At 38.9% G+C, this 23,956-nt stretch carries 20 protein-coding genes, 1 tRNA gene and 5 pseudogenes; 10 read left to right on the top strand and 16 right to left on the bottom strand.

Going from position 1 to position 23,956, the window contains the following annotated elements:
- Positions 1-90: 90 nt before the first annotated feature.
- From ANA_RS24335 to dapF, 7 genes and pseudogenes are all read right to left on the bottom strand, one after another.
- The gene (locus tag ANA_RS24335; protein WP_235082019.1) at positions 91-264 is read right to left on the bottom strand and encodes a MerR family transcriptional regulator; all 174 of its coding nucleotides are present in this window, start codon (positions 262-264) and stop codon (positions 91-93) included.
- Positions 265-627: 363 nt separating this feature from the next.
- A tRNA-Arg gene (locus ANA_RS08150) sits at positions 628-700 on the bottom strand.
- Between the two features lie 49 nt (positions 701-749).
- Positions 750-895: pseudogene (locus ANA_RS27480) on the bottom strand (M23 family metallopeptidase); the annotation flags it as partial.
- A 400-nt stretch (positions 896-1,295) separates the two neighbouring features.
- Positions 1,296-1,634 (bottom strand): P-II family nitrogen regulator, encoded by a 339-nt coding sequence (locus tag ANA_RS08140; RefSeq protein ID WP_015079584.1) that lies wholly within the window; start codon positions 1,632-1,634, stop codon positions 1,296-1,298.
- A 137-nt stretch (positions 1,635-1,771) separates the two neighbouring features.
- On the bottom strand, positions 1,772-4,258 hold the full coding sequence (hetF, locus tag ANA_RS08135) for a cell division protein HetF (RefSeq protein ID WP_015079583.1): 2,487 nt from the start codon (positions 4,256-4,258) through the stop codon (positions 1,772-1,774).
- Between the two features lie 2,124 nt (positions 4,259-6,382).
- Entirely contained in the window at positions 6,383-6,601 is a 219-nt protein-coding gene (locus ANA_RS08130) for a hypothetical protein (RefSeq protein ID WP_015079582.1), read from the bottom strand.
- Between the two features lie 236 nt (positions 6,602-6,837).
- Complete coding sequence (gene dapF, locus ANA_RS08125; protein ID WP_015079581.1) at positions 6,838-7,677, bottom strand: diaminopimelate epimerase; 840 nt, start codon at positions 7,675-7,677, stop codon at positions 6,838-6,840.
- Positions 7,678-7,745: 68 nt separating this feature from the next.
- On the opposite strand from dapF, the gene ANA_RS24325 reads away from it, so the two are divergent.
- From ANA_RS24325 to ANA_RS08115, 3 genes are all read left to right on the top strand, one after another.
- Positions 7,746-7,970, top strand: a complete 225-nt coding sequence (locus tag ANA_RS24325) for a hypothetical protein (RefSeq protein WP_162471193.1) — start codon at positions 7,746-7,748, stop codon at positions 7,968-7,970.
- Entirely contained in the window at positions 7,970-8,128 is a 159-nt protein-coding gene (locus ANA_RS08120; protein WP_235081992.1) for an Hfq-related RNA-binding protein, read from the top strand. Before ANA_RS24325 ends, ANA_RS08120 begins: the two co-directional genes overlap by 1 nt.
- Before the next feature lie 144 nt (positions 8,129-8,272).
- Positions 8,273-8,500: a hypothetical protein gene (locus tag ANA_RS08115; RefSeq protein ID WP_015079579.1), complete on the top strand. Its 228-nt coding sequence runs from the start codon at positions 8,273-8,275 to the stop codon at positions 8,498-8,500.
- Positions 8,501-8,621: 121 nt separating this feature from the next.
- Here ANA_RS08115 and ANA_RS08110 read toward each other — a convergent pair whose 3' ends face one another.
- The 4 genes and pseudogenes from ANA_RS08110 to ANA_RS08090 all read right to left on the bottom strand — a co-directional run bounded on the left by ANA_RS08110 (position 8,622) and on the right by ANA_RS08090 (position 14,440).
- On the bottom strand, positions 8,622-10,649 hold the full coding sequence (locus ANA_RS08110) for a cation:proton antiporter domain-containing protein (RefSeq protein WP_015079578.1): 2,028 nt from the start codon (positions 10,647-10,649) through the stop codon (positions 8,622-8,624).
- Positions 10,650-10,867: 218 nt separating this feature from the next.
- A complete protein-coding gene (gene purD, locus ANA_RS08100) occupies positions 10,868-12,145 on the bottom strand; it encodes a phosphoribosylamine--glycine ligase (RefSeq protein ID WP_015079576.1) in 1,278 nt (425 codons plus the stop codon).
- A 214-nt stretch (positions 12,146-12,359) separates the two neighbouring features.
- Positions 12,360-13,226: pseudogene (locus ANA_RS08095) on the bottom strand (iron-containing alcohol dehydrogenase); the annotation flags it as partial.
- Positions 13,227-13,273: 47 nt separating this feature from the next.
- Complete coding sequence (locus tag ANA_RS08090) at positions 13,274-14,440, bottom strand: RNA-guided endonuclease InsQ/TnpB family protein (protein ID WP_015079574.1); 1,167 nt, start codon at positions 14,438-14,440, stop codon at positions 13,274-13,276.
- A 51-nt stretch (positions 14,441-14,491) separates the two neighbouring features.
- On the opposite strand from ANA_RS08090, the pseudogene tnpA reads away from it, so the two are divergent.
- Positions 14,492-14,767, top strand: a pseudogene (gene tnpA / locus ANA_RS24320) (IS200/IS605 family transposase); the annotation flags it as partial.
- Positions 14,768-14,827: 60 nt separating this feature from the next.
- On the opposite strand, the pseudogene ANA_RS08085 reads toward tnpA, so the two are convergent.
- From ANA_RS08085 to ANA_RS08070, 4 genes and pseudogenes are all read right to left on the bottom strand, one after another.
- A pseudogene (locus ANA_RS08085) lies at positions 14,828-15,019 on the bottom strand (Uma2 family endonuclease); the annotation flags it as partial.
- 31 nt (positions 15,020-15,050) lie between these two features.
- Positions 15,051-16,133: an AI-2E family transporter gene (locus tag ANA_RS08080; RefSeq protein WP_015079573.1), complete on the bottom strand. Its 1,083-nt coding sequence runs from the start codon at positions 16,131-16,133 to the stop codon at positions 15,051-15,053.
- Positions 16,134-16,206: 73 nt separating this feature from the next.
- Complete coding sequence (locus ANA_RS08075) at positions 16,207-16,635, bottom strand: NUDIX hydrolase (protein ID WP_015079572.1); 429 nt, start codon at positions 16,633-16,635, stop codon at positions 16,207-16,209.
- 3 nt (positions 16,636-16,638) lie between these two features.
- Positions 16,639-17,028, bottom strand: coding sequence for a hypothetical protein (locus ANA_RS08070; protein ID WP_015079571.1), 390 nt, complete (start codon positions 17,026-17,028; stop codon positions 16,639-16,641).
- Positions 17,029-17,579: 551 nt separating this feature from the next.
- Here ANA_RS08070 and tmk point away from each other — a divergent pair.
- The 3 genes from tmk (at position 17,580) to ANA_RS08055 (ending at position 20,670) form a co-directional block, all read left to right on the top strand.
- On the top strand, positions 17,580-18,206 hold the full coding sequence (gene tmk, locus ANA_RS08065; RefSeq protein WP_015079569.1) for a dTMP kinase: 627 nt from the start codon (positions 17,580-17,582) through the stop codon (positions 18,204-18,206).
- Positions 18,207-18,209: 3 nt separating this feature from the next.
- Entirely contained in the window at positions 18,210-19,160 is a 951-nt protein-coding gene (locus ANA_RS08060) for a DNA polymerase III subunit delta' (RefSeq protein ID WP_015079568.1), read from the top strand.
- A 622-nt stretch (positions 19,161-19,782) separates the two neighbouring features.
- Positions 19,783-20,670 carry a hypothetical protein gene (locus ANA_RS08055; protein ID WP_015079567.1) on the top strand — a complete coding sequence of 296 codons (888 nt, stop codon included), beginning with the start codon at positions 19,783-19,785 and terminating at the stop codon, positions 20,668-20,670.
- Positions 20,671-20,746: 76 nt separating this feature from the next.
- On the opposite strand, the gene ANA_RS08050 is transcribed toward ANA_RS08055, so the two are convergent.
- Positions 20,747-21,025, bottom strand: coding sequence for a TIGR02450 family Trp-rich protein (locus ANA_RS08050; RefSeq protein WP_015079566.1), 279 nt, complete (start codon positions 21,023-21,025; stop codon positions 20,747-20,749).
- A 149-nt stretch (positions 21,026-21,174) separates the two neighbouring features.
- Here ANA_RS08050 and ANA_RS25735 point away from each other — a divergent pair.
- From ANA_RS25735 to ANA_RS08035, 3 genes and pseudogenes are all read left to right on the top strand, one after another.
- Positions 21,175-21,297, top strand: a pseudogene (locus ANA_RS25735) (ferredoxin:protochlorophyllide reductase (ATP-dependent) iron-sulfur ATP-binding protein); the annotation flags it as partial.
- Between the two features lie 29 nt (positions 21,298-21,326).
- Positions 21,327-22,109, top strand: coding sequence for a DUF5331 domain-containing protein (locus ANA_RS08045; protein WP_015079565.1), 783 nt, complete (start codon positions 21,327-21,329; stop codon positions 22,107-22,109).
- Between the two features lie 910 nt (positions 22,110-23,019).
- A complete protein-coding gene (locus ANA_RS08035) occupies positions 23,020-23,694 on the top strand; it encodes a pentapeptide repeat-containing protein (RefSeq protein ID WP_015079564.1) in 675 nt (224 codons plus the stop codon).
- Positions 23,695-23,956 lie beyond the last annotated feature (262 nt).

The following is a 23,956-nucleotide window of genomic DNA, read 5'->3' as shown; positions in this document are numbered from 1 at the left end:
AGATTTTGAGTATATAAATCCTAATGTATCAACTTACTTGCTAAATCTTGATAAATAACATCTAATCACACCGCAATCACAACTTTACCTTCATCCAGGGATGCTCCCGCGAAGCGCTCCGTAGGAATCGCTCTTTCCCACTGCGTCTTCCGTATCACTAATTACAGGCACAACAATCCCCTTCTCTCGCCAATACTGGATCTGGCGAAGAGTACAACCTGTAATTTGAGCCGCTTCCTTACTTGTGAAAAAAGTTTCTTGCATAAAAAATATTTTACAGAAAACCAACACAATACAAATATGTTTATTAAGTATGAGCCAAATCACTATTCAGTGTCGTTTAGTAGCCAGTGAAACTACCCGTCAACAGCTATGGCAGTTAATGGTAGAGAAAAGATAGCGATTTTTTGAAGCATAAGTATGTGACATTTTGAAGTGCGGAATGCCAGTTAAAAATAACCAAATATTTTTTTAGACACAATAAAAAGTTTTGCCATACTATAAGAAGTGTGGCAAAGAAATTATTGATGCCTGACAAATAAATTGTCAACGCGGACAATAATTTGGTAAGACGGACACCAACTTGTCGACCCGGTCAAATAATCTGACAAGTGACATCATAAAAAATGAGCGCGGAGGGATTCGAACCCCCGACCTACAGGACCGGAACCTGTTGCTCTATCCACTGAGCCACGCGCCCTTATACATTTGATAGTATAACATACTTTTTGAATTTAAACAGCATTTAATTATAAGTAATTTGCTGGGTCAACAGGTGTACCATCGCGGCGGACTTTAAAATGGAGATGAGACCCGTGGAGAAGCCTGTAGAACCGACGGCAGCGATCGCTTGTCCTTTTTGTACAGTTTGTCCTTCACTGATATATAATTCGCTACCACAATCTAATTTTTTGCAAAAATACCCTTAATACCCTTTTCAACTAGTTACATTTAGCCCAAAAAGTGCAGACATAAACAGTATTATGCCTGACCGAAAGGACGGGGCTTGTGTCCCGTCCTTCCAGGACGGCTTTATGTTAAAATTTGGTCATAGTCGCCATAGGGCATTGGGAGACTTTAAACGGACATGGAGGGACGATAAGACCACTTGTGGCGGGTTCTGGCGAAGTGTCAAGAATTACCGCACCTTCAGGTCGGTGAGTATGTCAACTTTGGCAAAATTTAATTGGAAGACCCTTAGAGGGTGTATAAAAGGCGCTGCTGATTTTCTGTTTTCACATTTACAGACTCAGCAACGCCAATTTTCTGGATATTCAACACCCAATACTTAATACTTATACGGCTTCCGTATTTTTTTCTCCTGTCCGAATGCGGACAATTTGTTCAACAGAGGAGATGAAAATTTTACCATCACCGATTTCACCAGTCCGGGCTGCGGAGATAATCTTATCTACAACCATATCAACTTGGGCATCTTCAACAACGATTTCCACTTTCAGTTTTTGGAGAAACTCTACCGTGTATTCCGAACCCCGATAGCGTTCGGTTTGCCCTTTTTGCCGTCCAAAACCCCGAACTTCAGAAACTGTCATCCCAACAATACCCGCATTAACTAGGGCAATTTTCACTTCATCTAGTTTAAATGGACGGATAATGGCTTCTACTTTTTTCATTTTTTTGATTCCTGACTTCTAATAACGTCGTTTATATATCTAAGCAGATTCGTTGTCTCAGGCTGTAAATATAGTCATAGTTATTTAATTTTAGCCTGATGTATGGGATTACAAGGTTTTTTGATCATTGTCCACAATTATGGACTATTTTCTTGCAAAAGCGCTCTCCAATCAGCGATCGCCTGTTCTGTCCACAGCCAATTTTGTGATAACCTCTCAATGGTAAAGTCTGCGGGCGCATTTTGAATCACCATTTGCCGAAGTTTAATCGCTTCCCGTAAATATTGCTGGCGTTTATCAGCGGGTTGACTGTTAGCAGATTTATATAAACCCAAAGCCAATCCAGCATAAGCCGTCAAAGCCTCCGGTTCTCCAGCTATTTGGGGATATTTCATTGGATCAGAACTTTTATTCCGTTGGGGCTTTAATGCCAAACTCAGGGATTTGAACCAAGCATCATTAGCATAATTGAGATTATTCTCCGCATAATAGGCACATCCTAAAGAATTATTATACAAAAGAGAATCTGGCTGCTTTTCTACAGCCCTAGCCCAATAACGACGAGCATCATCAATACTATATTTATTATTTTTAGTTTGGACTGACTGCCAAGCTAAACGCCCCCGGAAAAAATTCACAGCTGGATTTTCAGCATCCTGAGTAGGAATCAAATTTAAAGCTGTTTCCGCAGCCGTCAAAGCACCACGATTCAGTAATTCATTAACAGCATCTAACCCAGCCGTTAAATGACCTTGACTCAACTGAGCCGTCGCCGTTGCCGTGACAATTCCCGTAGCTGAATTAGCTAAATTAATCCGTGGATACTGATTACTTGTGAGATTTTGTCCAGGAATCGGCGGCACATCAGCAGACTTCCGCACTTGTCGTTGATGCCACCACCAACCAATACCAACAATGACAGTAATTGCACTTGCTCCCACCAAACCATACACTAACAATGGTGATTTTGTTCGGTGAAAACGATTACCCTTTGGAGGGACAGGTGACGGTGATAACTGAGGATTTACCTCACGCTTCTCAAGATTCAAGGGAGTTGGGGTAATCTGAGTTGGGACATTTTCCCAATCTAAATTTTGTTTCGGTTGGGCAACCTGCATTTCCGACAAATAATGATGATTCTCCGCGATTAATTCCGTCTTCATACTTGGTTCTTCTGTTTTAGCAACCGGATTGCCAAGCTGACGAAACAAATCAGAAACTATTGCCAAATCCTCATTATAAGTGGGATCATCATACTCAATTTCATCGCCCAGATCACCCCAAGTATTCTCCCCTAGCCAGTCTACCTCCGTCGTCTCCTCTCCAAAATTAGGATTGAGAATATCATCAATAGCTAAAGGAATTTCTGGGTTAGTTCCCATATCAGCATAATTATAACTATTTGGCTGCTTGATGGGCTGATATTGGTTCAGTAACTCCGATAGCCCCCGTGGCGTAGCCATAACTTCTGGTGTCAAACAGCCATCAAATTCTCGCTGGAGATACAAAATTGGTAAAGCCCAGTACATCTGCTGAGAACCATAGGCAGAAATTAAGCCTTGACGAACCCGACTTACACATAAATCTACAGCATAGCCCTGACTCAAATTGCGGTAAAACAATTGTGTCAGCGTCAGTGCTACCTCATCAGGTATGCGTTCTGACATCGCCAAAATACTTCTAATTCCCCGTTTTACCAAGCTTTCAGTTAAATTCCGTTCTGCTGAGTCTGACTCCGTCTCTGACCTAGCCCGATATGCCCCCAAACAGGAGTTAAACACTGCCATTTGAATATTATTATTAACCAGTAGCCCAGCTAAATCATCTCCGCTGAGAGTTTCTGTTAAGCCAGTTTTTTTACTCACTAAATAAATTTGCCCACCATTGCCCCCCAAGTTGCTATGACCAGAATAGTGGAGAATATGGTAATGTCCCTGTTCTAAAGCTTGGGTGAGTTCTTCCCTCCCCGGCCCGTCAAGAACGGTCAATTCAATTTCTGGAAGATGATGATTACCATCAGCCACTCTTAATGCTGGGCGGTGCAATTCTGCCTTGAGATTAATAGCTTCTTGTTTGAGCAAATCTAGCCGCGCTAAATCGGTAGGTGAAGAAATCACCATTAGCACTCTTATCCCCCGTACTTCCGGCGACGTGGGCAGATTATGAGTCAGTAACCGTGAGCCTGGGGCGATGCCACTTTGGTAACGGGCAAAGGTGATATAAGGACCCGTAGCCAATGGGCGATCGCCTGCGTGCATCACTTCCCACGGTAACCGCGCCAATCTCGTATCCTTCAATCCCAATCTTAGCCGCAGCACCTGTTGGTGATTTTGGGCTATACCTTGGGCAGTAATCCAACTATCCCTGAGTGTTCCTTGAAACAGCGCATTATATAACTCCTGACCCAAGGACACCAAGTTAACAGAGTTTCTGGCTACCATATTCCCCTGCAACATTAACTGCAAAGGATCATCCATCAAATCGCCTGCGGCCGCCAACCACTCAGCCACAGGCCAATGCACCAGTTCTTCTGCCACCGGTACCCCAGGTGCAACTTGTTCCGTTCGCACCAGATAGTCATTTTGCCCCACCTGCGTTGCGGAAATGTGAAATTCCTGGGTCACAATTTCTGCTCCATAAAACCTATACAATGCACGTAAAATCGCTGAAAACTTCTTTACTCTTGCCTCTTGCCTCTTGTCTCTTACTTAGTGCTATAACGACAATTTTCAACGCCAACCTACTTATCAGCCACATTTAAATCTCCACCCATTGTGATTATATGCCTTAAACATTAACTGTTCTGGCATCGGTAGACATGATCTTGTTCACCCGACACTAGGAAATATAGAACAATTAGCAGTATTGTTTTTGAGAATCATGCCACAAGTGGCTAATCCTGCCAATACTCTAGATGTTTTTTGCCATTCTAAAGTTTCAAAGATGCCTTCCTATTGATCTTAATCTACTTTTTCACAAGGGTTTTGTGTCTGTTGGCTGCAACCACTTTATCCGGATTGATTGATCCCCGTCGAGAACTGTTTATTGGTAGATGCACCTTGATCTTCAATTCCCCTAGTTTGGCTAAAACTCACTGGGGGTTTTCTTTTTTCATAAGACCTGGTGATAAGTGGGAAACGAGCGTGTCTTTAGACCTGAGAGGGAAACGACACGGGCAGTTCGACAAGTGTTACAGTGAGCTTGTCGAACTGCTCACTGACCACGGTTTTAACCGCTGTGGTTTTTGGTGTATCTTGACAGCCTCCATATTTTTCGCTAGGATAATCGCATTCTTGTGAAAAAGTAAGCACAATGCTTTAAGCGGAGTGTCTAGTGGCTGTTTGGCACAGCCTTTACGAGTGAAAATCTCTGAAGAATCTCAGCGGCTTGGCTCCCTGAGATTGTCAATTTGGCAAATAAAAAACGCTCTTGTTTGTCAAGAGCGTTTATAAGCATTGATAGATAAACTATTAAGTAGATTAAGTAGATAAAATCCTAACAACTAACTCCCCTACCCAACTACCAGCCACAGGATTTTTTTCGGTATGTGACAAGCTGCAATCTTTGGGTAATTTTTTCCGGAGCATAAGTTAAAAACAATGAACAATTAACAAGTAGATGCACCCTGATAACTAACTTCCCTTAGCTGGCTAACACCACTGAGGGTTTTTTTGTCTGTAGGTTAGCACAAAATAATTATTGCCACTCACCCATTTTTTCCGGAGCATTACATAGAACTCTAGAACAATTAACAAGTAGATGCACCCTGATAACTAACTTCCCTTAGCTGGCTAACACCACTGAGGGTTTTTTTGTCTGTAGGTTAGCACAAAATAATTATTGCTACCCACCCATTTTTCCCGGAGCATTACATAGAACTCTAGAACAATTAACAAGTAGATGCACCCTGATAACTAACTTCCCTTAGCTGGCTAACACCACTGAGGGTTTTTTTGTCCGTGGTTAGCACAAAATAATTATTGCTACCCAGCCATTTTTTCCGGAGCATTACATAGAACTCTAGAACAATTAACAAGTAGATGCACCCTGATAACTAAACTCCCCTAGCTGGCTAACTTCCACTGGGGGTTTTTTCTTTTCTCCCAGGTGTCAAAAACATCTGGGTACTTGAATCGCGAACTCAAAACAAATTTGTTAAAAATAAATTTATCCGGAGGATCGTTATGCACTTGAGAACATTTAATTGGTAGATGCACCCTGATAACTAAACTCCCCTAGCTGGCTAACTTCCACTGGGGGTTTTTTCTCAAAAACGGAATCTCAACCTACCCTATCATCAAAACCAGCCTCTGGCAATATCCTTGCTCAACAAGTTTTTGGTTACTTTGTCCAGTTGCACCCACAGACTGCAATATTAACTTGCACAATAGCGAACTTTACTGTTGATCGTGCAGTTTCACTACAAGATATAGCTCGTGATTGCCTGAATACTAACCTTTGGGATGAGCTAACCTGACAAATTTCTCTGAATCACTTTCATTCTATTGTGATCCTTTGCTCTAACTCTAGAATGATCACTGTGATAGATAATAAGACGCTTAATTATTTCTTTATAACTACTGAAGTTAACAGATATTTTTGAGTCTGCTCCCATTTTATCACGAATCCTCAATTAAATTTAGATTTTTTGGTAAATTTTAGTTAACCTATTGGATAGGTAATAGGTAAAAATTTGACAAATTACCCATTACCAGCTTCAATTTTAGATAACTAACAACTTGCGTTATTTAGTCAATTGTAATTTGTTGCGGTCCATTGGCTTTGCCATTTTCTGCCTCTGTACTGAGGTTGCTGGAACTATTTCCACAACATTTTTTATTTAGCCAACTTTTGACGGGATCTTCATTGAGATTAAGTCGGAGAACACCAGAGACAAACCCACCTAAAAATGAAACTGGATGTTGGGCAAGTTCTTGAAATAGGGGCGATAATTCACTAATAAACATTAGACTCTCCAAGTATTGGTCTTAAAAATTATTAATTCTTCATCAATCTTAACAGATACTGGCTAATATTTGGTCAAATGATCACTGACATCATTAATCTTGATTTTCTATCAGTATTTAACTAAAATAAGGTATTTAAAAAACATTGACACCTGAAAACTTTTTGGATTTTTAGGTGTCAATTCCGGGGTTTTCAGCCTATTTTCTTATAACTTAGAACTCAAAACAGGCTGAATTTAATATTTGCCTGTAAATACTCGTTCTGCGGGGCCTGTCATGTAAATCCGGTTATCAAGTTCTGACCATTCGATTTCTAGGGGGCCACCGGGTAATTCAATAGTAGCAATGCGATCGCATAAATCATTCAATACTCCCGCTACCAAGGACGCACAAGCACCTGTTCCACAAGCTAGAGTAATTCCAGCGCCTCGTTCCCAAACTCGCATTTTCAAATAGTTACGATTGACTATTTCAATAAATTCGGTATTGGTTTTTTTAGGAAACACGGGATGATTTTCAAATTTAGGTCCAATGCTTTTTAAGTCAATAGCCGCAACATCTTCGACAAAGGTGATGCAGTGGGGATTTCCCATGCTGACACAGGTAACATCCCAAGTTTTGTCGGCTAGTTCTAAGGGTTGATTAATGACTTGAAACTCTGTAGGTGATAAAGTTGTGGGAATTTCCCCTGCTAATAATCGGGGTTCACCCATGTCTACTTTAACTTGACCCTCATCTGTGAGTTGGGGTGAAATCACACCTGCTAAGGTATGAATATGATATTTATCCTTGGTGCGAGAAATGCCTTCTAATTCCGTCAGAAATACCGCTAAACAGCGAATTCCATTGCCACACATTTCTGGTTCTGAACCATCGGAGTTAAAAATCCGCATGGTGTAATCAGTGCCATTTTGTCCAGGAAGTGCGAAAATAACACCATCTGCTCCGATACCAAAATGGCGATCGCACCACTGTATCGCTTTCTCTGGTGTCAATACTGGTGTCAACGAGGAACGGTTATCAATGAGGATAAAATCATTACCGAGTCCGTGATACTTAGTAAATTCGATTGCCATTTTGCTCTAAATGAATTATTAAAGATTCATTCATACTATTAAAAAATTTGTCAGTTGTCAGTGGTCAGTTGTCAGTAGGGGCGAAGCATTTGGAAGATAAATTATCGGTCATTGCCAAAAATAGTTCTCCAAATGCTTCGCCCGTACAGTTGTCAATCACCAATTACCAATCACCAATTACCAATTACCAATTACCAATTACCAATCACCAGTATAATATATGGCAACCAATCAATTTGATACTTCCCTACCTAGCACTCGTCAAGTCCAGAAGTGTATTAAAGAAAAATTAATGGTCGAATTTAGATTAATGACTGGTGATTTGATTACAGGTCGAATATTTTGGCAAGATCACAATTGTATCTGTATTTTTGATGGCAATAATGAGCAGATTATGGTTTGGAAACAGGCGATCGCCTACATGAAAACTTTAGGTAATATGGTAGGTTAAAGAGAGTTAGTCTCGCTCCGCTATCAGTAAAACTTAGATAAAACCGTGTTGCTTATCGTATTGACTTTCTATTATTAGTTTTTCTACTATTTAAATCAACGGTGGAATTTAGCGAGACTAATCAACGTTAAGGATATTTCTAGAATGTCTAAAATACTAATCACAGATATACCTTTATTCACAGATATACCTATTAAACAACAAGAAATTATAGTAGGTGGTACAACTACAGATATCGCTACAGACTCTTTAACTTCTGTTCCTTTAAACCCCATACTAGAGGCTGTTTTTAACGGGTTAGAATTAAATCCTGGTGACTTGACAAAATACTTAAATAGTTGGGGATTAAACATAAATTTCCCAATTATATGATGATTATAACCCATTAAAAAATATCGGCTTTATAGCTGAATATGAATATGTGGTATTTTAAAACATTACCACATATTTTTTGTAATTATTTCTGACATTATAACTGAATACACTTGAGTATTCATTTTTCTATTTCGTCAGAAATATTAATTTTACCTTCAGCAAACTCCACTAAAGCAGTGAGTTCTTCGGCTGATCCTACCACTAACAAGCGATCGCCTAAAAGAAGTGTAGTTTGATTATGAGGATAATCAATTTCTTCCCCATCAGCGCGACGAATAGCCATTAAACTCACCCCAGTTAAATAACGCATATTCACTTCTTCCAAACTCATGCCAATTAAAGGTGAATCTGCTGGTAAATCATACCAACGACGATTTAAATCACGGGTAACTTTTTGTAAATATTTAGAAACTTCAGCAGCGGAACTTTCAGGACGTAAATCCAAATAATGATCTTGGCGAATTTGTTGCATTTTCTGTTGTACCATCTCTGGTAATAAACCCACCCCAATTAATAGATGAGTTGCCATTTCTAAACTAGCTTCAAATTCTGGCTGTACTACTTCCTTTGCACCTAATTGATAAAGTAGTTCAATATTTTTATCTTGGGTAGCACGGACAACTGTATCTAATTCTGGACATACTTCCAAAGACCGTTTTAAACACAAACGAATACTGGCAGGATCAGGGAGAGTGATCGCCATACCTTGAGCATGACTGACACCGGCGGTTTCTAATACATGAAGACTCACCGCATTACCATAAACATAAGGTATTCCGGCATCCCGTAATTGCTGAATTCGACTTTCTGATTGATCAATCACTACTACAGGTAATTGATATTGCTGTAACAGCTTCACCAAATTTTTACCAAGCCGTCCATAACCACAAACTACTATATGATTTTTCTGTGGTAGATCTTCCGAAAAATCATGAGCTTGATCATCCACCAAATATGGTTTTAGCCAAGGCATAGATTCAGCAAAATCGAATAAAAATGGGACTAACCGCAAGACAAAAGGAGTCAGCATTAAAGTCACTGCGGTAGTTCCTAAAATTAGTAAATATATGCGTCGGGAAACCAAACCCAAAGCTTGTCCTTCACTAGCTAAAACAAAAGAAAATTCCCCAATTTGCGCTAGTCCTAAACCGACAATTAAAGCTGTTTTTAAAGGGTAACGGAATAACTTGACTAAAGGGGTGATAATTAAAAACTTACCCACAAAAACTAAAGCCACTAATCCCAGAATTAACTCCAGATTTTGCCACAAAAATACTGGATCAATTAACATCCCAATGGCCACAAAAAATAAACTAGCAAATATATCCCGTAAAGGTTCAACAATCGTTAAAGTTTCATCAGCATATTCCACCTCAGAAATCATCAAACCGGCGACAAATGCCCCCATTTCAATGGATAGTCCTAAATATTCTGTGAGCAGAGCAATTCCTAAACAGATAGTGACGACACCTAATAAAAATAACTCCTTGCTTTCAGTGCTGGCTAATAATCTGAGTAAAGGGGGAATTAACCAAATCCCAGCCACAACTGCACCCGCTGCAAATAAACCAATTTTCACCAATGCCATCACCACAGCCACCCCAATGGCTTCTCCTGGTTGATGAAGGGCTGGTAATACAGCTAACATGAACCCCAGAGCCAAATCCTGAACCACTAAAATCCCCAGCATTACCTGTCCGTGAGGTGTTTCAGTTTCATTGCGTTCCATGAGGCATTTGAGAACCACAGCAGTGGAAGACAAAGACAAAATCGAACCCAAAAATACACCTTTAGCCGGTAGAGTTCCCCAAGCACCAGTGACACCACAGACCAAAACAGTGATGAGAATAGTGAGGATAATTTGTAAAGTACCACCACCGAGAGCGATCGCCTTAACTTTTTTGAGTTCCGTTAAAGAGAACTCCACACCCAAAGCAAACAACAAAAACGCGACTCCAAACTGAGCCAAGGTTTCCACCTGGACAAGTTCTTTAATCAGCCTTAGTCCAGAGGGACCAACAACTATACCACCGATGATATATCCCAGCAAAACAGGTTGTTTTAACAGTGCAGCTAAGAGTCCACCGCAAGCAGCGACAGCAAACACCAAAACCAAATCAACAATTAAGCGAAAATCTTCTTGCACTAATTTTAATTAAAAACTATAAAGAACCATATAGATATCAGCATACAAAGTTTTCTCAATTTGCGGGGAGGACTGGGATACAAGAAAAACAAAATTTGGACCGACCACCAAAAAGTGATCAAGTCCCCACAGCATCATAAATGTATTTCTTCCTTCTTCCTTTGCGCCTTTGCTCCTTTGTGCCTTTGCGCGAAACAAATTATTTATCCAAAAATAAATCAGCCTAAAACCCGATAACCAATATCTCGGCGATAATACATCTGATCAAACTGAATATGTTCGATACCTGCATAAGCTTGAGCTAAAGCTTCCCGGAAATCCTCACCCAAACCCGTCACATTTAACACCCTACCGCCATCTGTAACAACTTTCTGGGCTGCATTTAATCTTGTCCCCGCATGGAAAACCGTCGCCCCTGCTGTCTGGGCTGCCTCAAAGCCAGTAATTACCTGACCTTTGGCATATTCTCCTGGATAACCACCAGAAGCAGCCACCACCGTAGCCGCAGCCCCTTGTTTCCAAGCAATCGGCGGCATATCTCCTAACCGCTGTTCTATACAAGCCAAGATTAAATCTTCCAAAGGAGTTTCTAGCATCGGTAAAATTACTTGTGTTTCGGGATCACCAAAACGACAGTTAAATTCTAAAACCCGAAAATCCCCATCTGGTGAAATCATTAACCCCGCATACAAAATGCCTCGGTAGTCAATGCCTCTGGACTGTAAAGCTGTGATCGTTCTTTCTAACACCTCTGTTTGTACCCGTGCCATTAACTCCGGTGTGGCGATTGGTGCAGGAGCATAAGCACCCATCCCACCAGTATTTTCTCCTGTATCACCTTCGCCGACGCGCTTATGATCTTGAGCAGGTAACAATGGGCGAATGGTTAAACCATCGGTTAGAGCTAAAACAGATACTTCCTGCCCTACTAAACATTCTTCAATGACAACGGAACTGCCAGCAGATCCAAATTGTCCTTGAAAAATTGCCTCAATTGCTTCTTCAGCCTGGGCAATAGTTTCGGCAACTGTAACCCCCTTTCCAGCAGCTAAACCATCGGCTTTAATAACAATGGGCGCACCCTGAGATTGAATGTAAGCTTTTGCCGGGGCTGCTTCAGTAAATACCGCAGCTTTCGCAGTAGGAACTCCGGCTTCCTCCATTAAAGCTTTAGCCCAAGCCTTGCTTGCTTCTATTTGCGCCCCTGCTTTATTTGGACCAAATACCATTAAGCCTTGATTTTGCAGATAATCGGTAATTCCCTGAGCTAAAGGCACTTCTGGACCGACAACTACTAAAGAAATCCCATGATTAATCGCATATTCGCTGATACCAGCAAAATCATCTACTGCTAAAGGCAAGTTTTCACAACCTGGCAAAGTTGCTGTACCACCGTTACCTGGTACGCAAACAAGCTTGTTTATTTTTTCAGATTGTAGCAATTTCCACGCTAGAGCGTGTTCCCGTCCCCCATTACCGATAACTAAAACTTTCACTTATTTCCTCATATCTAAGCAAGCAAAACGAGAATATCTCTGGCATTCCTAAGAGGATGTTTTAAAAGTTTTTAATGTGTAAACAGACCCCTCTCCAAACCTCTCCCCTACCAGGGGAGAGGCTTTAAAACCCCCATTCCCTTGTAGGGAAGGGGGGGAGGGGGGTTAGGTTTTTGGAGATTATGGGTTTCATATAATACTTTTCAAACAACCTCTAAGCACAAAGAACTAAAATCTGCTCAATAACTTGCGGATTAACATCTTTATTTTCCCCCAAAGCTGTCATTCCATGCTTTTCTAAATTTTTGATCACGGCTGGAATAGTTTGTAATCCAATACCATAGTCAGATAGGTGAGTCCGAACACCAACTGATTCAAAGAAATCACGAGTTTTAGTAATTGCTGCATTTACCCGTTCTTCTTCCGAACCACCGCTAATTTCCCAGACTCTATCTGCATATTGTAGAAGTTTTTGCCATTTGCGATCGCGGCGAATTGTTAAAGTGCTAGGTAGTACAACCGCCAAAGTTTGAGCATGATCTAAACCATGCAACGCTGTCAACTCATGACCAATCATGTGAGTTGTCCAATCTTGGGGGACACCAGCAGCAATTAACCCATTTAATGCCATTGTTGCCGACCAAACTAAATTCGCCCTGGCATCATAATCTGTGGGATTTGCTAAGGTTTTTGGTCCTTCGCAAATCAGGGTTTTCAGAATTGATTCGGCCATGCGGTCTTGTAATGGTGCATTGACTGGATAGGTTAAATATTGCTCCATTACATGAGTAAAAGCATCAACAATACCATTGCTAATTTGCCGAGGAGGTAGGGAGAAAGTCGTTTCTGGGTCAAGAACTGAAAATTTAGGAAACACGAAGGGACTAGCGAAAAATAACTTTTCTTGAGTTTCCCACTTAGTCACAACTGAGTTTGTGTTCATTTCCGAACCAGTTGCGGGTAAAGTCAAAACCACCCCCATTGATAAAGCCGCAGTTACGGGTGCGGCTTTTGCTAAAATATCCCAAGGGTCGCCCACAAAAGGAACAGCAGCAGCGATAAATTTAGTCCCTTGACATACTCACCGACCTAAAGGTGCGGTGATTCTTGACGCTTCACCGACTGACGCTAACCGTTGCTAGTCTTACTCTGTCTCTGCGCCCGTTTAGAGTCGTGGCAATGCCCTATCCCGACACTTCGGCTTGGCTCAGTGCAAGCTTTATTTAGATTTTTTGCGGCGTTTTCGTCTCGGTCGTGTTCAGTCCCACAATTCAGGCACTTAACCGACCGAATTTTTAAATCAAGTTTCCCCCATTTGTAGCCACATTCAGAGCAAATTTGGCTAGTCGGTTCCCATCTACTAATAATGTGAAATGTCCTACCAAATTTCTGTGATTGAGCTGCACATAAAGTCCTAAATTCTCTCCATCCCTGAAGACTAATCGCCCTAGCAAGTTTATGATTTTTAATCATGCCCGATACATTCAAATCTTCTAAAACGATAACTTCATTTTCGCTAACTATTTTGGTGGATAGTTTGTGCAAAAAGTCTTTTCGGGTATCAGTTATTTCGTTATGTAGTGTTGCAATTTGAATTCGGGTTTTATTTCTTCGTTGTGAGTCTTTGGGTTGCCTCGCTAGTTTTTTCTGAAGTTTGCGAATCTTCCTATCCAATTTTGAGTAATCGGGGCTTTGGGCTTTTTCTCCATTACTCATAACAGCAAAAGTTTTGATTCCTAAATCAATACCGATACTTTGGTTTTTAGCATCAATATTTACGGGTTTAACTTCTACTACAAAACTGAGAAAATAACGGTTAGCGCAATCCTTTATGACTGTAATAGAGCTAGGAGCGGAGGGTAAATCTCTTGACCAAATCGGGCTAACGTTACCAATTTTGGCTAGATAAACCTCATCCCCTTTGATTGAAAACCCACCGATTCTAAATCGTGCTGACTGCTGATTAGTCTTTTTTTTGAACTTAGGGCGGCCTAACTTTTTACCTTTGCGTTTCCCTTTTAGAGAATCAAAAAAGTTTTTATAGGCAACTCCCAAATCTGCGACCGATTGTTGCAAAGGAATGTTAGAAACATCGGACAACCATTGCCGCTCAACAGTTTTTTTGGCTTGGGTAATAACTAATTTTTGCAAATCGTTATTACTTGGTAATTTTTCTACTTGTTTGCAAATAGCCAGTGCATCATTCCAAACCACGCGAACACAACCAAACAATTGAGCTAAAAGCTTTTGCTGTTGGTCTGTCGGGTAGAAACGGAATTGATATCTGGCTTTCATCGTTAATGATATAATTAGACTGTAAATTAATTATATATTGGTCTACACAAAATGGCAAGTCTCCTCAGAAGAGAAAGACACAGCGTTACGGACTTAAAAATTCATTTGGTCTGCGTTACGAAATATCGTCGGTCTGTGTTCACTGGTGAAAGTATTGATTTAATTCAAAAAACATTTCGTGAGGTGGCTGAAAAAATGAATTTTCAAGTGCTTGAATTCAATTGTGAAGGAAATCACGTCCATACACTAATTGAATATCCTCCTAAATTATCTGTTTCTCAAATAGTAAATGCTCTAAAAGGCGTATCTAGTCGCAGGTATGGAGAGCCAATCAATTATCCAATATTCTTGCACACCTCTAGAAGCATAAAGTTTTAATTTCACTTATTTATCTCGACGTTCATTTTCTCCCCCCGCAGAAAGAACTTCAATTACTAATTCTGGCGCACCTGTTAAATGTCCATCATTATCTAATAAAGTTGCTAAACGTTGATTACTTATCCACACCACATCAGGAATAACATTATCAGCATCAGTAAAAACAATTCCAGGAGTAGTTACAGCTTCCCCTAGACCAGACTAGTTGAATTTGTGAAAATCTCAATGCTATTCAAGATTCTTGCAGATATTCACTATCAACAGCGGTTTTATTAAATTCACCATTCCGCCAACTATCAGCCATATCTTTCATAAAACTAGCGAGAGGAATAGCAACCAATACACCCAATACACCGCCTAATTTTGCGCCTATTAATAAAGAAATGACCACCCATACAGGATTTAAGCCGGTTAAATTTCCTAAAATGCGTGGGGCAATAATATTAGAATTAATTTGGTCAATAGCTACACCTATAGCCGCAACTTCTAATCCTAAGCCAAAATCTTTTAAAGCTATTAATAAACTGACAATACCAACCCCAATACCAGTCCCAAAAGGAAATAAAGAAAATAAACCAATTCCTATCCCGAAAAGGAGTGATAAAGGGACTCGTAAGAGGACAAATGCCAATGTTATAGACACGGCTAAAATAGCACCTAGTGTAGCTTGACCAATGAAATAATTATTAAAATCTTCTCGGAGTAATTCTCGAACTTTTTTAGCAATTTGGGACGGAAACCACAGATAAATTCCATCCCATAAAGCTTCACCATTCAATACTAGATAAATAGTCAGAACTATGGCTATTAGTAAATTAAATAAATTTCCAATAGTATCAAAAGCAAAACCGAGAATTTTTCCAGTCAAAGATTGTAGTTGACTAGATATTTTTCCTAAAAATTCACTAGCTAATCCACTTAAATTTACTGGTAACTGCTGGGTAGCTGCCCAATTTTGCAAAGCTTCTATTTGTTGAGTTCCCGATTCAATCCAATAGGGAAGAAGATTAGCTAACTCATTCAGTTGTTCCAGAATAAGTGGTAAGAGAATAACACCTACAGCACCTAAAATAATAATAGATAACAGTAATACTACGACAACTGCTAAAATGCGAGGTACTCCACGTTTTTGGAGCAGTTTAATCGGATAATCTAGCACAAAAGCTAAGAGAATAGCGACAGAGATAACACTGACTAAAGGTTGAAAGTAGTTAATAAATTGAATTAATAGCCAACCATTCAGAAGAATAACAGGAAAGGCTAATCCTATATTTAACCATTTAGGTAGATTTGGTAGATTGTTTACTGGCTGCATGGAATTTATTAATAGTCTAATTTTTGCAAAATTTCTGGAAAACTTTAAAGGGTCTGTAAATCGAGTAATCGAACTATAGGTTTTTGATAAAATCCAGCATTATTTTCTGAGGTAAACTTGCTAAAGGTCTTACTTCTCCTGCTTTTAGAGAATAACATTCACCTCTATAGATATCTTCTGCTGTTAACAAATCTAGATCCCAACCTTCAGAAAGAACAAGTTGATTTACTGTTATTAACAATGGTGCTTGAAATACATAACGAACAGCTTTTTCATCGCTATAAATTCCAAATTGAGTAAAGTCAGTTAACTCATAACCAATTTCTTCCATAACTTCTCGCTGAACTGCTATTTCTGGAGTTTCTCCAGGTTCGATATGTCCACCAAACAAAGCCCAACAACCAGGAGCGATAATATTAGGAATGTTATCCCGCAATTGCATCAAAAATTTATTTTCTCGATAGAGAATGGTAACGGCTACATGAACTAATTGATTATTCATAAATTATTTTTCCTCTAAATAAATTTCTCCGTATTCTTTGCCAGCTAAAGGGACACTTTTGTACTGCACATTACCCTTCAATACTACCTGTTCTCCAACTTGAAAATTGCCTTGATTAGTGATAATCCAGATTTTTCCAGTTGAGTCGTTGATTTGATATGCTTTTTTCTGAATTAAAGGAGCAATCTTTTCTATTTTACCTTGAATGTAAACTGTAGTGTCCTGATTTTGTTTGGTAACTTTTTGAATCTGTGTTACATTCACACCAATATTTAAATTTTCAAGATTGATCCTAGAATTGCCTTCTTTACCACAGGCATAAAGTCCTGTTAATAGGGAAAAAGATAATCCCAGGTGAAGTAATCCCCTGGTAGAAATTTTTGTTTGTTGCATTATTGGCAATTTTATATTTTATCTCCAGTTTATATAAGTGGCTTGCTATTTATTATTTATCATAATACTGTTTTGTCCAAAAAAGATAGTGATTTTGTGAAAATAATGAAGACATGAATAAATTTTCATTGGTATCTCCAGTTATAGGCATTATTGTATTTTTTATTTTCAGGTAAGTTCTTTTTGGATTTGATGACTTTTTATGTAATTAACTAAGTTCGTAATTTAGTCCAATCTACTGGGAGGTTGATTATGCTTAAAAAACTATAGGTTTCCACTTGGAAGGGGGTTAAATATTTGTTATTGCCAGATTCAGGAGTTGACAATAAACTCTTTATAGTCATGGTAAATTAATATAGGTAAATACTATAGCGGTATGCAGTTAAATGAAATTCTAATTTCAATCATAGAAGCTTAGACTGAAAGTAATTTAGTTCTGACTACTAACCGCTGAAAGCTGCTATATGCCTTTACAGTCGTTCGGGAATTAGGTATGGTTTGAGACGTGAGAAAATGAGTTCATAAAATCGGTAGTAGCAAAATTTGACAATATGAGTGGTAAATTAATTGTATTTGAAGGGGTAGAAGGTTGTGGTAAAACTACTCAGATGCAACTGTGTTCTCAGTGGCTAGAAAGTTTAAATATATCTGTGGTGCTGACTCGTGAACCGGGGGGAACAGAGTTAGGAAAGGATTTACGGATGTTATTATTGGAAAAGTCACTTAATAAGCCCGTGGGGGAAGTGACGGAACTGTTATTGTATGCTGCGGATAGGGCGCAACACATTGAAGAGGAATTAAAACCTAATTTAGCCATAGGGAAGTATATTTTGTGTGATCGCTATACTGATTCTACTATTGCCTATCAAGGTTATGGCAGGGGTTTAAGTATGAGTATAATTAATCAACTTAATCAAATTGCTACTGGTGGTTTAGCTAGTGATTTAACTATTTGGTTAGATGTAGATGTGGAGATAGGGCTGTCTCGCAAACGTGGACAAGCTAAATTAGACAGGATTGAACAAGAAACAATTGCTTTTCATCGGCGGGTACAGCGGGGATATACGGAGTTAGCTGTATCTTATCCGTCTCAGATTGTACGGATAGATGGGAATAATAGTCAAGAAAATGTGCAACAAAGTATACAGGAAATTTTACATAATCGCCTGTTTTCATAATTTATGTTCTCACCATTAGTCGGACAACAGCAAGCAGTAGAATTACTAACTCAGTCTGTTAAACAAAATCGAGTTGCACCTGCTTATATGTTTGTAGGTGCAGATGGTGTAGGTAGAAGTTTAGCAGCCCGGTGTTTTATTGAATTACTTTTTTCCAGTTCTGTAGCACCTGATCAAATTCCCCTTTTACAAAATCGGATTCGTCAAAGAAATCATCCGGCTTTATTGTGGGTAGAACCAACTTATCAATTTCAAGGACAAAGACTTACACCAGCAGAAGCAGCAGAAAAGGGCGTTAAACGCAAAGCCCCACCAGTGATTCGTTTGGAACAAATTCGAGAAATTACGCAATTTCTTTCTCGGCCACCCTTGGCAGCAGAGAGAAATATCATAGTCCTAGAACAAGCGGAAACAATGGCGGAATCTGCGGCTAATGCGTTGTTAAAAACTTTGGAAGAACCGGGAAAAGCGACATTAATTTTAATTGCCCCTTCACCAGAATCTGTGTTACCAACTTTAGTATCCCGTTGTCAAAAGATTCCTTTTTATCGGTTGGATATTGCTGTGATGAGTCAGGTATTGACGCAAACAGGAAATGCCGAAATTTTGCAACATCCAGAGGTTTTAAATATAGCCGCAGGTAGTCCAGGAAATGCGATTTTATCTTATCAACAATTACAAAAAATTCCTAGCGAGTTCATCGCCCAGGTGAAAAAAACCCCGACTTCTTACCGTCATGCTTTAGAATTAGCCAAGAAAATTGATAAAGAATTAGATACTGAAGCTCAATTATGGTTAATTGATTATCTGCAACAATACTATTGGCAACAAATACATGAACCAAAAATTATTCAACAGTTAGAAAAAACTCGGAAACATTTACTTTGTTATGCCCAACCTCGCTTGGTTTGGGAATGTGCGTTTTTAGCTTTATTTCAGATATCGCAAATATAGTTAATTTCTGTAGTTAATTTCTGTTGACAATTTCCTTCCTGGGAATATTCATAACCCCTTTGAAACTAGCAACTTCACCTGCAATACTTTTGTTGACTTCTAATGAGGTACAAACTTGAATTATGAAACTCTTGTAGTGCGGGCATACTTCGACCCTTCGACAGGCTCAGGGCATCGCAAGCTCAGTACAAGTCTTGCCCGCGTGAGCGAGACGCTCACACTACAGTCCATCATTTTTATCCTGAGAGGTTGTTTGAAAAGTATTAGATGAAACCAACAATCTCCGAAACCTAACCCCCCTTCCCCCCTTCCCTACAAGGGAATGGGGGTTTCAAAGCCTCTCCCCGCGTCGGGGAGAGGTTTGGAGAGGGGTTTATTGATACATTAAAAACTTTTCAAACATCCTCTGACAGACTACTAGTCAATGTCCTGGAAAAGTGCTGACACATTATCTTTTTTAAGTATTAATACGCTAGTAAAAATTCTGAATATATGAAATTTATGGTTACGATATTTTTTTAAGTATTTTTAATGTTTTATTAACAATTATTGTTACAGAATTGATAGTGTTTTCATGTAGAATCATCTTTGACGGAAAATTTAACGTACCAAGTGATTAATCATGAGAAATTGGCAGCATAAATTATTTTTGGGCTTACTTTGTTGTGCATTTTTAGTTTTTGGATGGCAAACTAGGGTATTAGCTGAAGGAATGACTAGCTATAGTACACCCGTAGCAAAAACCCAATTATCACAATTAGAAGTAACTCAAAATGTCTATGATTATCTATTGCAGTATCAACCAGAAACTTATAATATTCTGACAAAAAAATTGGCAGAAAGTATTGAAGATGCTAAACAACCATTAGCAGATGAAGTAGTGAATAATCTTTTGGCTTTATCTCCAAATAATCCACAGGTTAAATGGAGAGAAAATAATGGCAAAATAGAATATTTGATGTCAACTTGGAAATATACAAGTAGCCCAAGTTCAGATTGGCCAATAGGTACAAAAAAACTGCTACCTTATCAAACTTGGTTTACAGCAGTTCCACAAGTGAAAGAATTTTGTCAGAAATATCAAGCTATTGATAGCAATATTCCTGATAATGTTGAACTTTCATTGCGGTTACAACAGTATTTGGGATTAATCTTAAATAAATATTCTACGAAAACCCATTTTGTCGAAATGTGGGTAAAAGCAGAAGATCTAACTAGACCATGTATTGATGCAGAAATTAACGATGCTAGTTGTAATCTTTTACCTTTACCTGTTCCTGATAGTAGTCCTGTAGTCAAGGCAATATATACCAATTCCTACACCAATGCTAAAAAGGAATATTATCCTTGGTCTGGTTTAGGTTATACTTATGACTGGGGAAATTCTCAAAAACCTCATCAAGGACCCAGTGAGTTTATTATTAACCCCACTCCAGAGAAACCTGTAGAGGTGGAAGTTGCTTCTGTGACACCTACGCAAGAATACTGTCGGAATCAGATTTTACAATAAAATATCTAGTCGGAAGGGATGATCAAAATTTTCCTATATTTTGATCATCCCTTGTTTTTTTATCAATTAGGGTTAGCTAACAATTGTTAGCTTTTGTTAGCTTTTTTGGATCGGATTCAATAGAATTAATTTCTTGCAAAGTTTGCCACCCAGCATACCACTGGGAATTATCTTGCAATAATTTAGCATTTAACCAAAAGCGCACTTGAGGATCACAAGCTGCTACCATTTCTGCATATACCCATTTACCCTGATTTTTACGGTTAACAACCTGAAAATGTCGCCAGCCATCAACTTTTTGTTGTGCAGTCCATTTAGAACCCAGTAGGTAAGGAAATTTTTGTTTTTTAGTCATTTGTCAATTGTTAGTTGTCGGTTGTCGGTTGTGAAGAACTTTCTTTTTTCACCCCTTACCCGTTACCTATTACGCATCATTTATTAAGTTTTATATCAGGTATTTTCTAATTTAAAAATATTTACTAATTCAGCAGTGATGATGACTATGAGAATGTTGTTCCCTCCGATACTTCAGATCGTGAACTTTTTTCTTTATTGTCAGATTTTTATCTCAATTCAGTAAAAGTTCAACCCAGAAATGCTGAAGAGGAATTAGACTTGATGATTGTATCAAACATTTTACCTCTCAGGATGGGTTTATGGCTTTCTTTGATAGTTTTACCGATTCGATCAAACAAAAGTGGCTGCAATTCTTTCAAGCTAATCGTGAATGGATTACGCTTCAGATGACTGTTGAATCAGTTTATACCCCTGATGGCGGCAAGCGACCTTCTTCTTACCTTATCCTGGGAGTTATTAATGCTCTAGAACCGAAATTGGCCCAGCTAATGCTTCCCTTTGCCAAACTGAATCCAGATGCGGATACTTTAATTGAAGTTCTGAATTTACATTTTGACCCCGATATTGCCCTTGGTAATCGTCTCAGTCCTACAGTAGAACCACAGATGTACTCCCGTCAGCAGGCTGTGGTCATGGTGGATGGACCTGAACCAGAAGCGGAATCTTTCTCAATCCCTGAAATGAGTCTGAATGAGTTGGGAAACGAAACACAAGCGACTTGGGCTGTAGAACAAGATGATGATGGCTTTGGTGATATTTCCTTATCTGATGAAGATATTGCCCATGACTCAGAAGCAATGGGTAATTTTGGTCATGTTTCCTTTACTTCCATGTCTTTAACTGATGAAAGCAATGATCAGAGCCTTAATAGCCTCACTTCAGTTGGTGAAAATCCCTTTGGGGAAATACCTGATCATGCTTTGACTGGGCTGAATACATCTGCAGAAAATGGATTTGATGATGTAGTTTCGGACATCTGGGGTGATGAAACTTCGTTTCAGAATGGTGACGACAATTTGGAAGAACTGCCATCTGAGGTTTTTAATGAATCAGAAATGGCTCGTCTCTTCCCCAACAATTAATTGTTGAAGGTGGGCGAGAGGAAGCAGGGGATCAGGGGGCTTTCTATCAGGGTGAAAACCTGTTTTTAGTACCCATTCCCCAATACCCAATCATCTACTTTCCAATTTCCAAAAATTCAGAATTGTGGAAAAACCTGATAATTACAATCAAATTTAACGGATTTATGAATTGAAACCTGATTTGGTAATTACTGGTATGGCTCATGCTAAATATTTTACTTTTCGTTACATATTACTCTTCGAGAAGCCGCTCCGCGTCTACGGTTTTTTTCCGTTCACCTACTTAGTATTTATTGATAAACAATTTGATTGGAACAAAGTTGATGAGTCCATTGTAGCTGCTATCAAAAATGCAAATACTACTGCCGAAAATTTTGCGGCAACAAAATTTATTTTTAATATATCGAATACCCCTTTTTACAACTCTCTCAAAATATGGCAAATAAATATTATTAATCTGGCAATAAACTCAATTTATCTCTTTTATGAAAGTTGCCACATAAGCTCATAGAAAATACATTATTTGATCAAGTTGACAAAAGAAACTCAACAATCAATTATATGATACTGTTGGGTTTCGCTTTTGAATGATACTGTTTTTTTCGGGCTACGCATCTTTGAAAAATATCTTTTTCTTGACTGAGCTTTAAACTGGTGAAACTTGAGTTTCTTATCTGTTCCCTGTTCCCTATTCCCTGTTCCCTTTTTTGTAATGTAAATTTTGGAAAATTTAGATGTGTTCCTTGATGCTGAAAAAATAGCAAGTAAACCAGTTAAATTAGTCAAGATGCTAGTGGCTGTAAAAGCAGTCAAACTCCTATTCAACGTAAGTTCATTGAATAAGAAAGTTGTAGAATGAACAAATAACTCATCATTTGTTCAATTATTAATTAATATTCATCAATACACTATGACGAGCAGCGAACTGGAGCGGTACTACAGAATTTTAGAATTAGAGCTAGGGGCCACACTTGAAGAAATCAACCAGGCTTATAAAGATTTAGTGTTTGTTTGGCACCCGGACCGCCTCCCCAAAGACAACCTGCGCTTACAAAACAAGGCACATGAGAAGCTGAAATTATTTAATGAAGCTCGTGATAAATTGCGCTCTTTCCGGAATAAACAGCCCACTCCCGCTTATTCTCCACCACCTCAAGCCGATAAACCATCATCTACATACTCTTACTCACCACAAAAAACCTATCAACAACCACAGGCAAATTCAGATTTAAGTGGTAAAGATTTTAGCCGCGCTAATTTGAGTAATCGGGATTTATCAGGAAGAAACTTGAGTTATGCAAATTTAAGCGGTTCTAATCTCAGTGATACTTTTATGCACAAGGTGATTCTCAGAGGTGCGGATTTGTCAGAAGCCAATTTATTTAGAGCTAACTTACTGTTAGCAGATTTAAGAGATGCCAACTTACGCTCGGCTAATTTGATTGGTGCGGATCTTAGCGGTGCTGACTTGCGGGGTGCTGACTTGACAGGGGCGAGAATTCGTTCAGGCGATCGCCTGCTGGTAAAATTAATTGGTGCTAAATTAACTGGAGCAATCATGCCAGATGGTATAATTCATAACTAAAAACGACTTCAGAGGATAAAAAGTAAAAAAGTAAGTTAAAATTACTTACAAACTAAATCACCAGTGAGTAACAGTTCATAGCCACTGAAATTAATAATATAGCCATACTCCATAATATGTGAGAGAATCTATTTCCTGCTGCTTGAGTGCATCAGTCAAGTTTAAATAGAAAATAGGGCTGCTATATTCACCAAATTTAATTATCAATGTGGCTTCCTGCTCCCGTTATACATCTGAATAGGTAGGAAAATTTAAAGTTAGA

Source organism: Anabaena sp. 90, assembly GCF_000312705.1.
Taxonomy (GTDB): Bacteria; Cyanobacteriota; Cyanobacteriia; order Cyanobacteriales; family Nostocaceae; genus Dolichospermum; species Dolichospermum lemmermannii.
Note: the sequence above shows the minus strand (reverse complement) of the source record. Positions and strands in the feature narration are given on the sequence as shown.

Excerpts from the sequence above, each read along its gene's own strand:
- ANA_RS08060 (WP_015079568.1), top strand. The coding sequence starts at position 18,210 with ATGTTCTCACCATTAGTCGGACAACAGCAAGCAGTAGAATTACTAACT.
- dapF (WP_015079581.1), bottom strand. The coding sequence starts at position 7,677 with ATGGCAATCGAATTTACTAAGTATCACGGACTCGGTAATGATTTTATC.
- ANA_RS08130 (WP_015079582.1), bottom strand. The coding sequence starts at position 6,601 with ATGTTTATTAGTGAATTATCGCCCCTATTTCAAGAACTTGCCCAACAT.
- ANA_RS08090 (WP_015079574.1), bottom strand. The coding sequence starts at position 14,440 with ATGAAAGCCAGATATCAATTCCGTTTCTACCCGACAGACCAACAGCAA.
- ANA_RS08075 (WP_015079572.1), bottom strand. The coding sequence starts at position 16,635 with ATGAATAATCAATTAGTTCATGTAGCCGTTACCATTCTCTATCGAGAA.
- tmk (WP_015079569.1), top strand. The coding sequence starts at position 17,580 with ATGAGTGGTAAATTAATTGTATTTGAAGGGGTAGAAGGTTGTGGTAAA.
- ANA_RS08045 (WP_015079565.1), top strand. The coding sequence starts at position 21,327 with ATGGCTTTCTTTGATAGTTTTACCGATTCGATCAAACAAAAGTGGCTG.
- ANA_RS08070 (WP_015079571.1), bottom strand. The coding sequence starts at position 17,028 with ATGCAACAAACAAAAATTTCTACCAGGGGATTACTTCACCTGGGATTA.
- ANA_RS08080 (WP_015079573.1), bottom strand. The coding sequence starts at position 16,133 with ATGCAGCCAGTAAACAATCTACCAAATCTACCTAAATGGTTAAATATA.
- ANA_RS08035 (WP_015079564.1), top strand. The coding sequence starts at position 23,020 with ATGACGAGCAGCGAACTGGAGCGGTACTACAGAATTTTAGAATTAGAG.
- ANA_RS24335 (WP_235082019.1), bottom strand. The coding sequence starts at position 264 with ATGCAAGAAACTTTTTTCACAAGTAAGGAAGCGGCTCAAATTACAGGT.
- ANA_RS08120 (WP_235081992.1), top strand. The coding sequence starts at position 7,970 with ATGGTCGAATTTAGATTAATGACTGGTGATTTGATTACAGGTCGAATA.
- ANA_RS08115 (WP_015079579.1), top strand. The coding sequence starts at position 8,273 with ATGTCTAAAATACTAATCACAGATATACCTTTATTCACAGATATACCT.
- ANA_RS08055 (WP_015079567.1), top strand. The coding sequence starts at position 19,783 with ATGAGAAATTGGCAGCATAAATTATTTTTGGGCTTACTTTGTTGTGCA.
- ANA_RS08140 (WP_015079584.1), bottom strand. The coding sequence starts at position 1,634 with ATGAAAAAAGTAGAAGCCATTATCCGTCCATTTAAACTAGATGAAGTG.
- ANA_RS08050 (WP_015079566.1), bottom strand. The coding sequence starts at position 21,025 with ATGACTAAAAAACAAAAATTTCCTTACCTACTGGGTTCTAAATGGACT.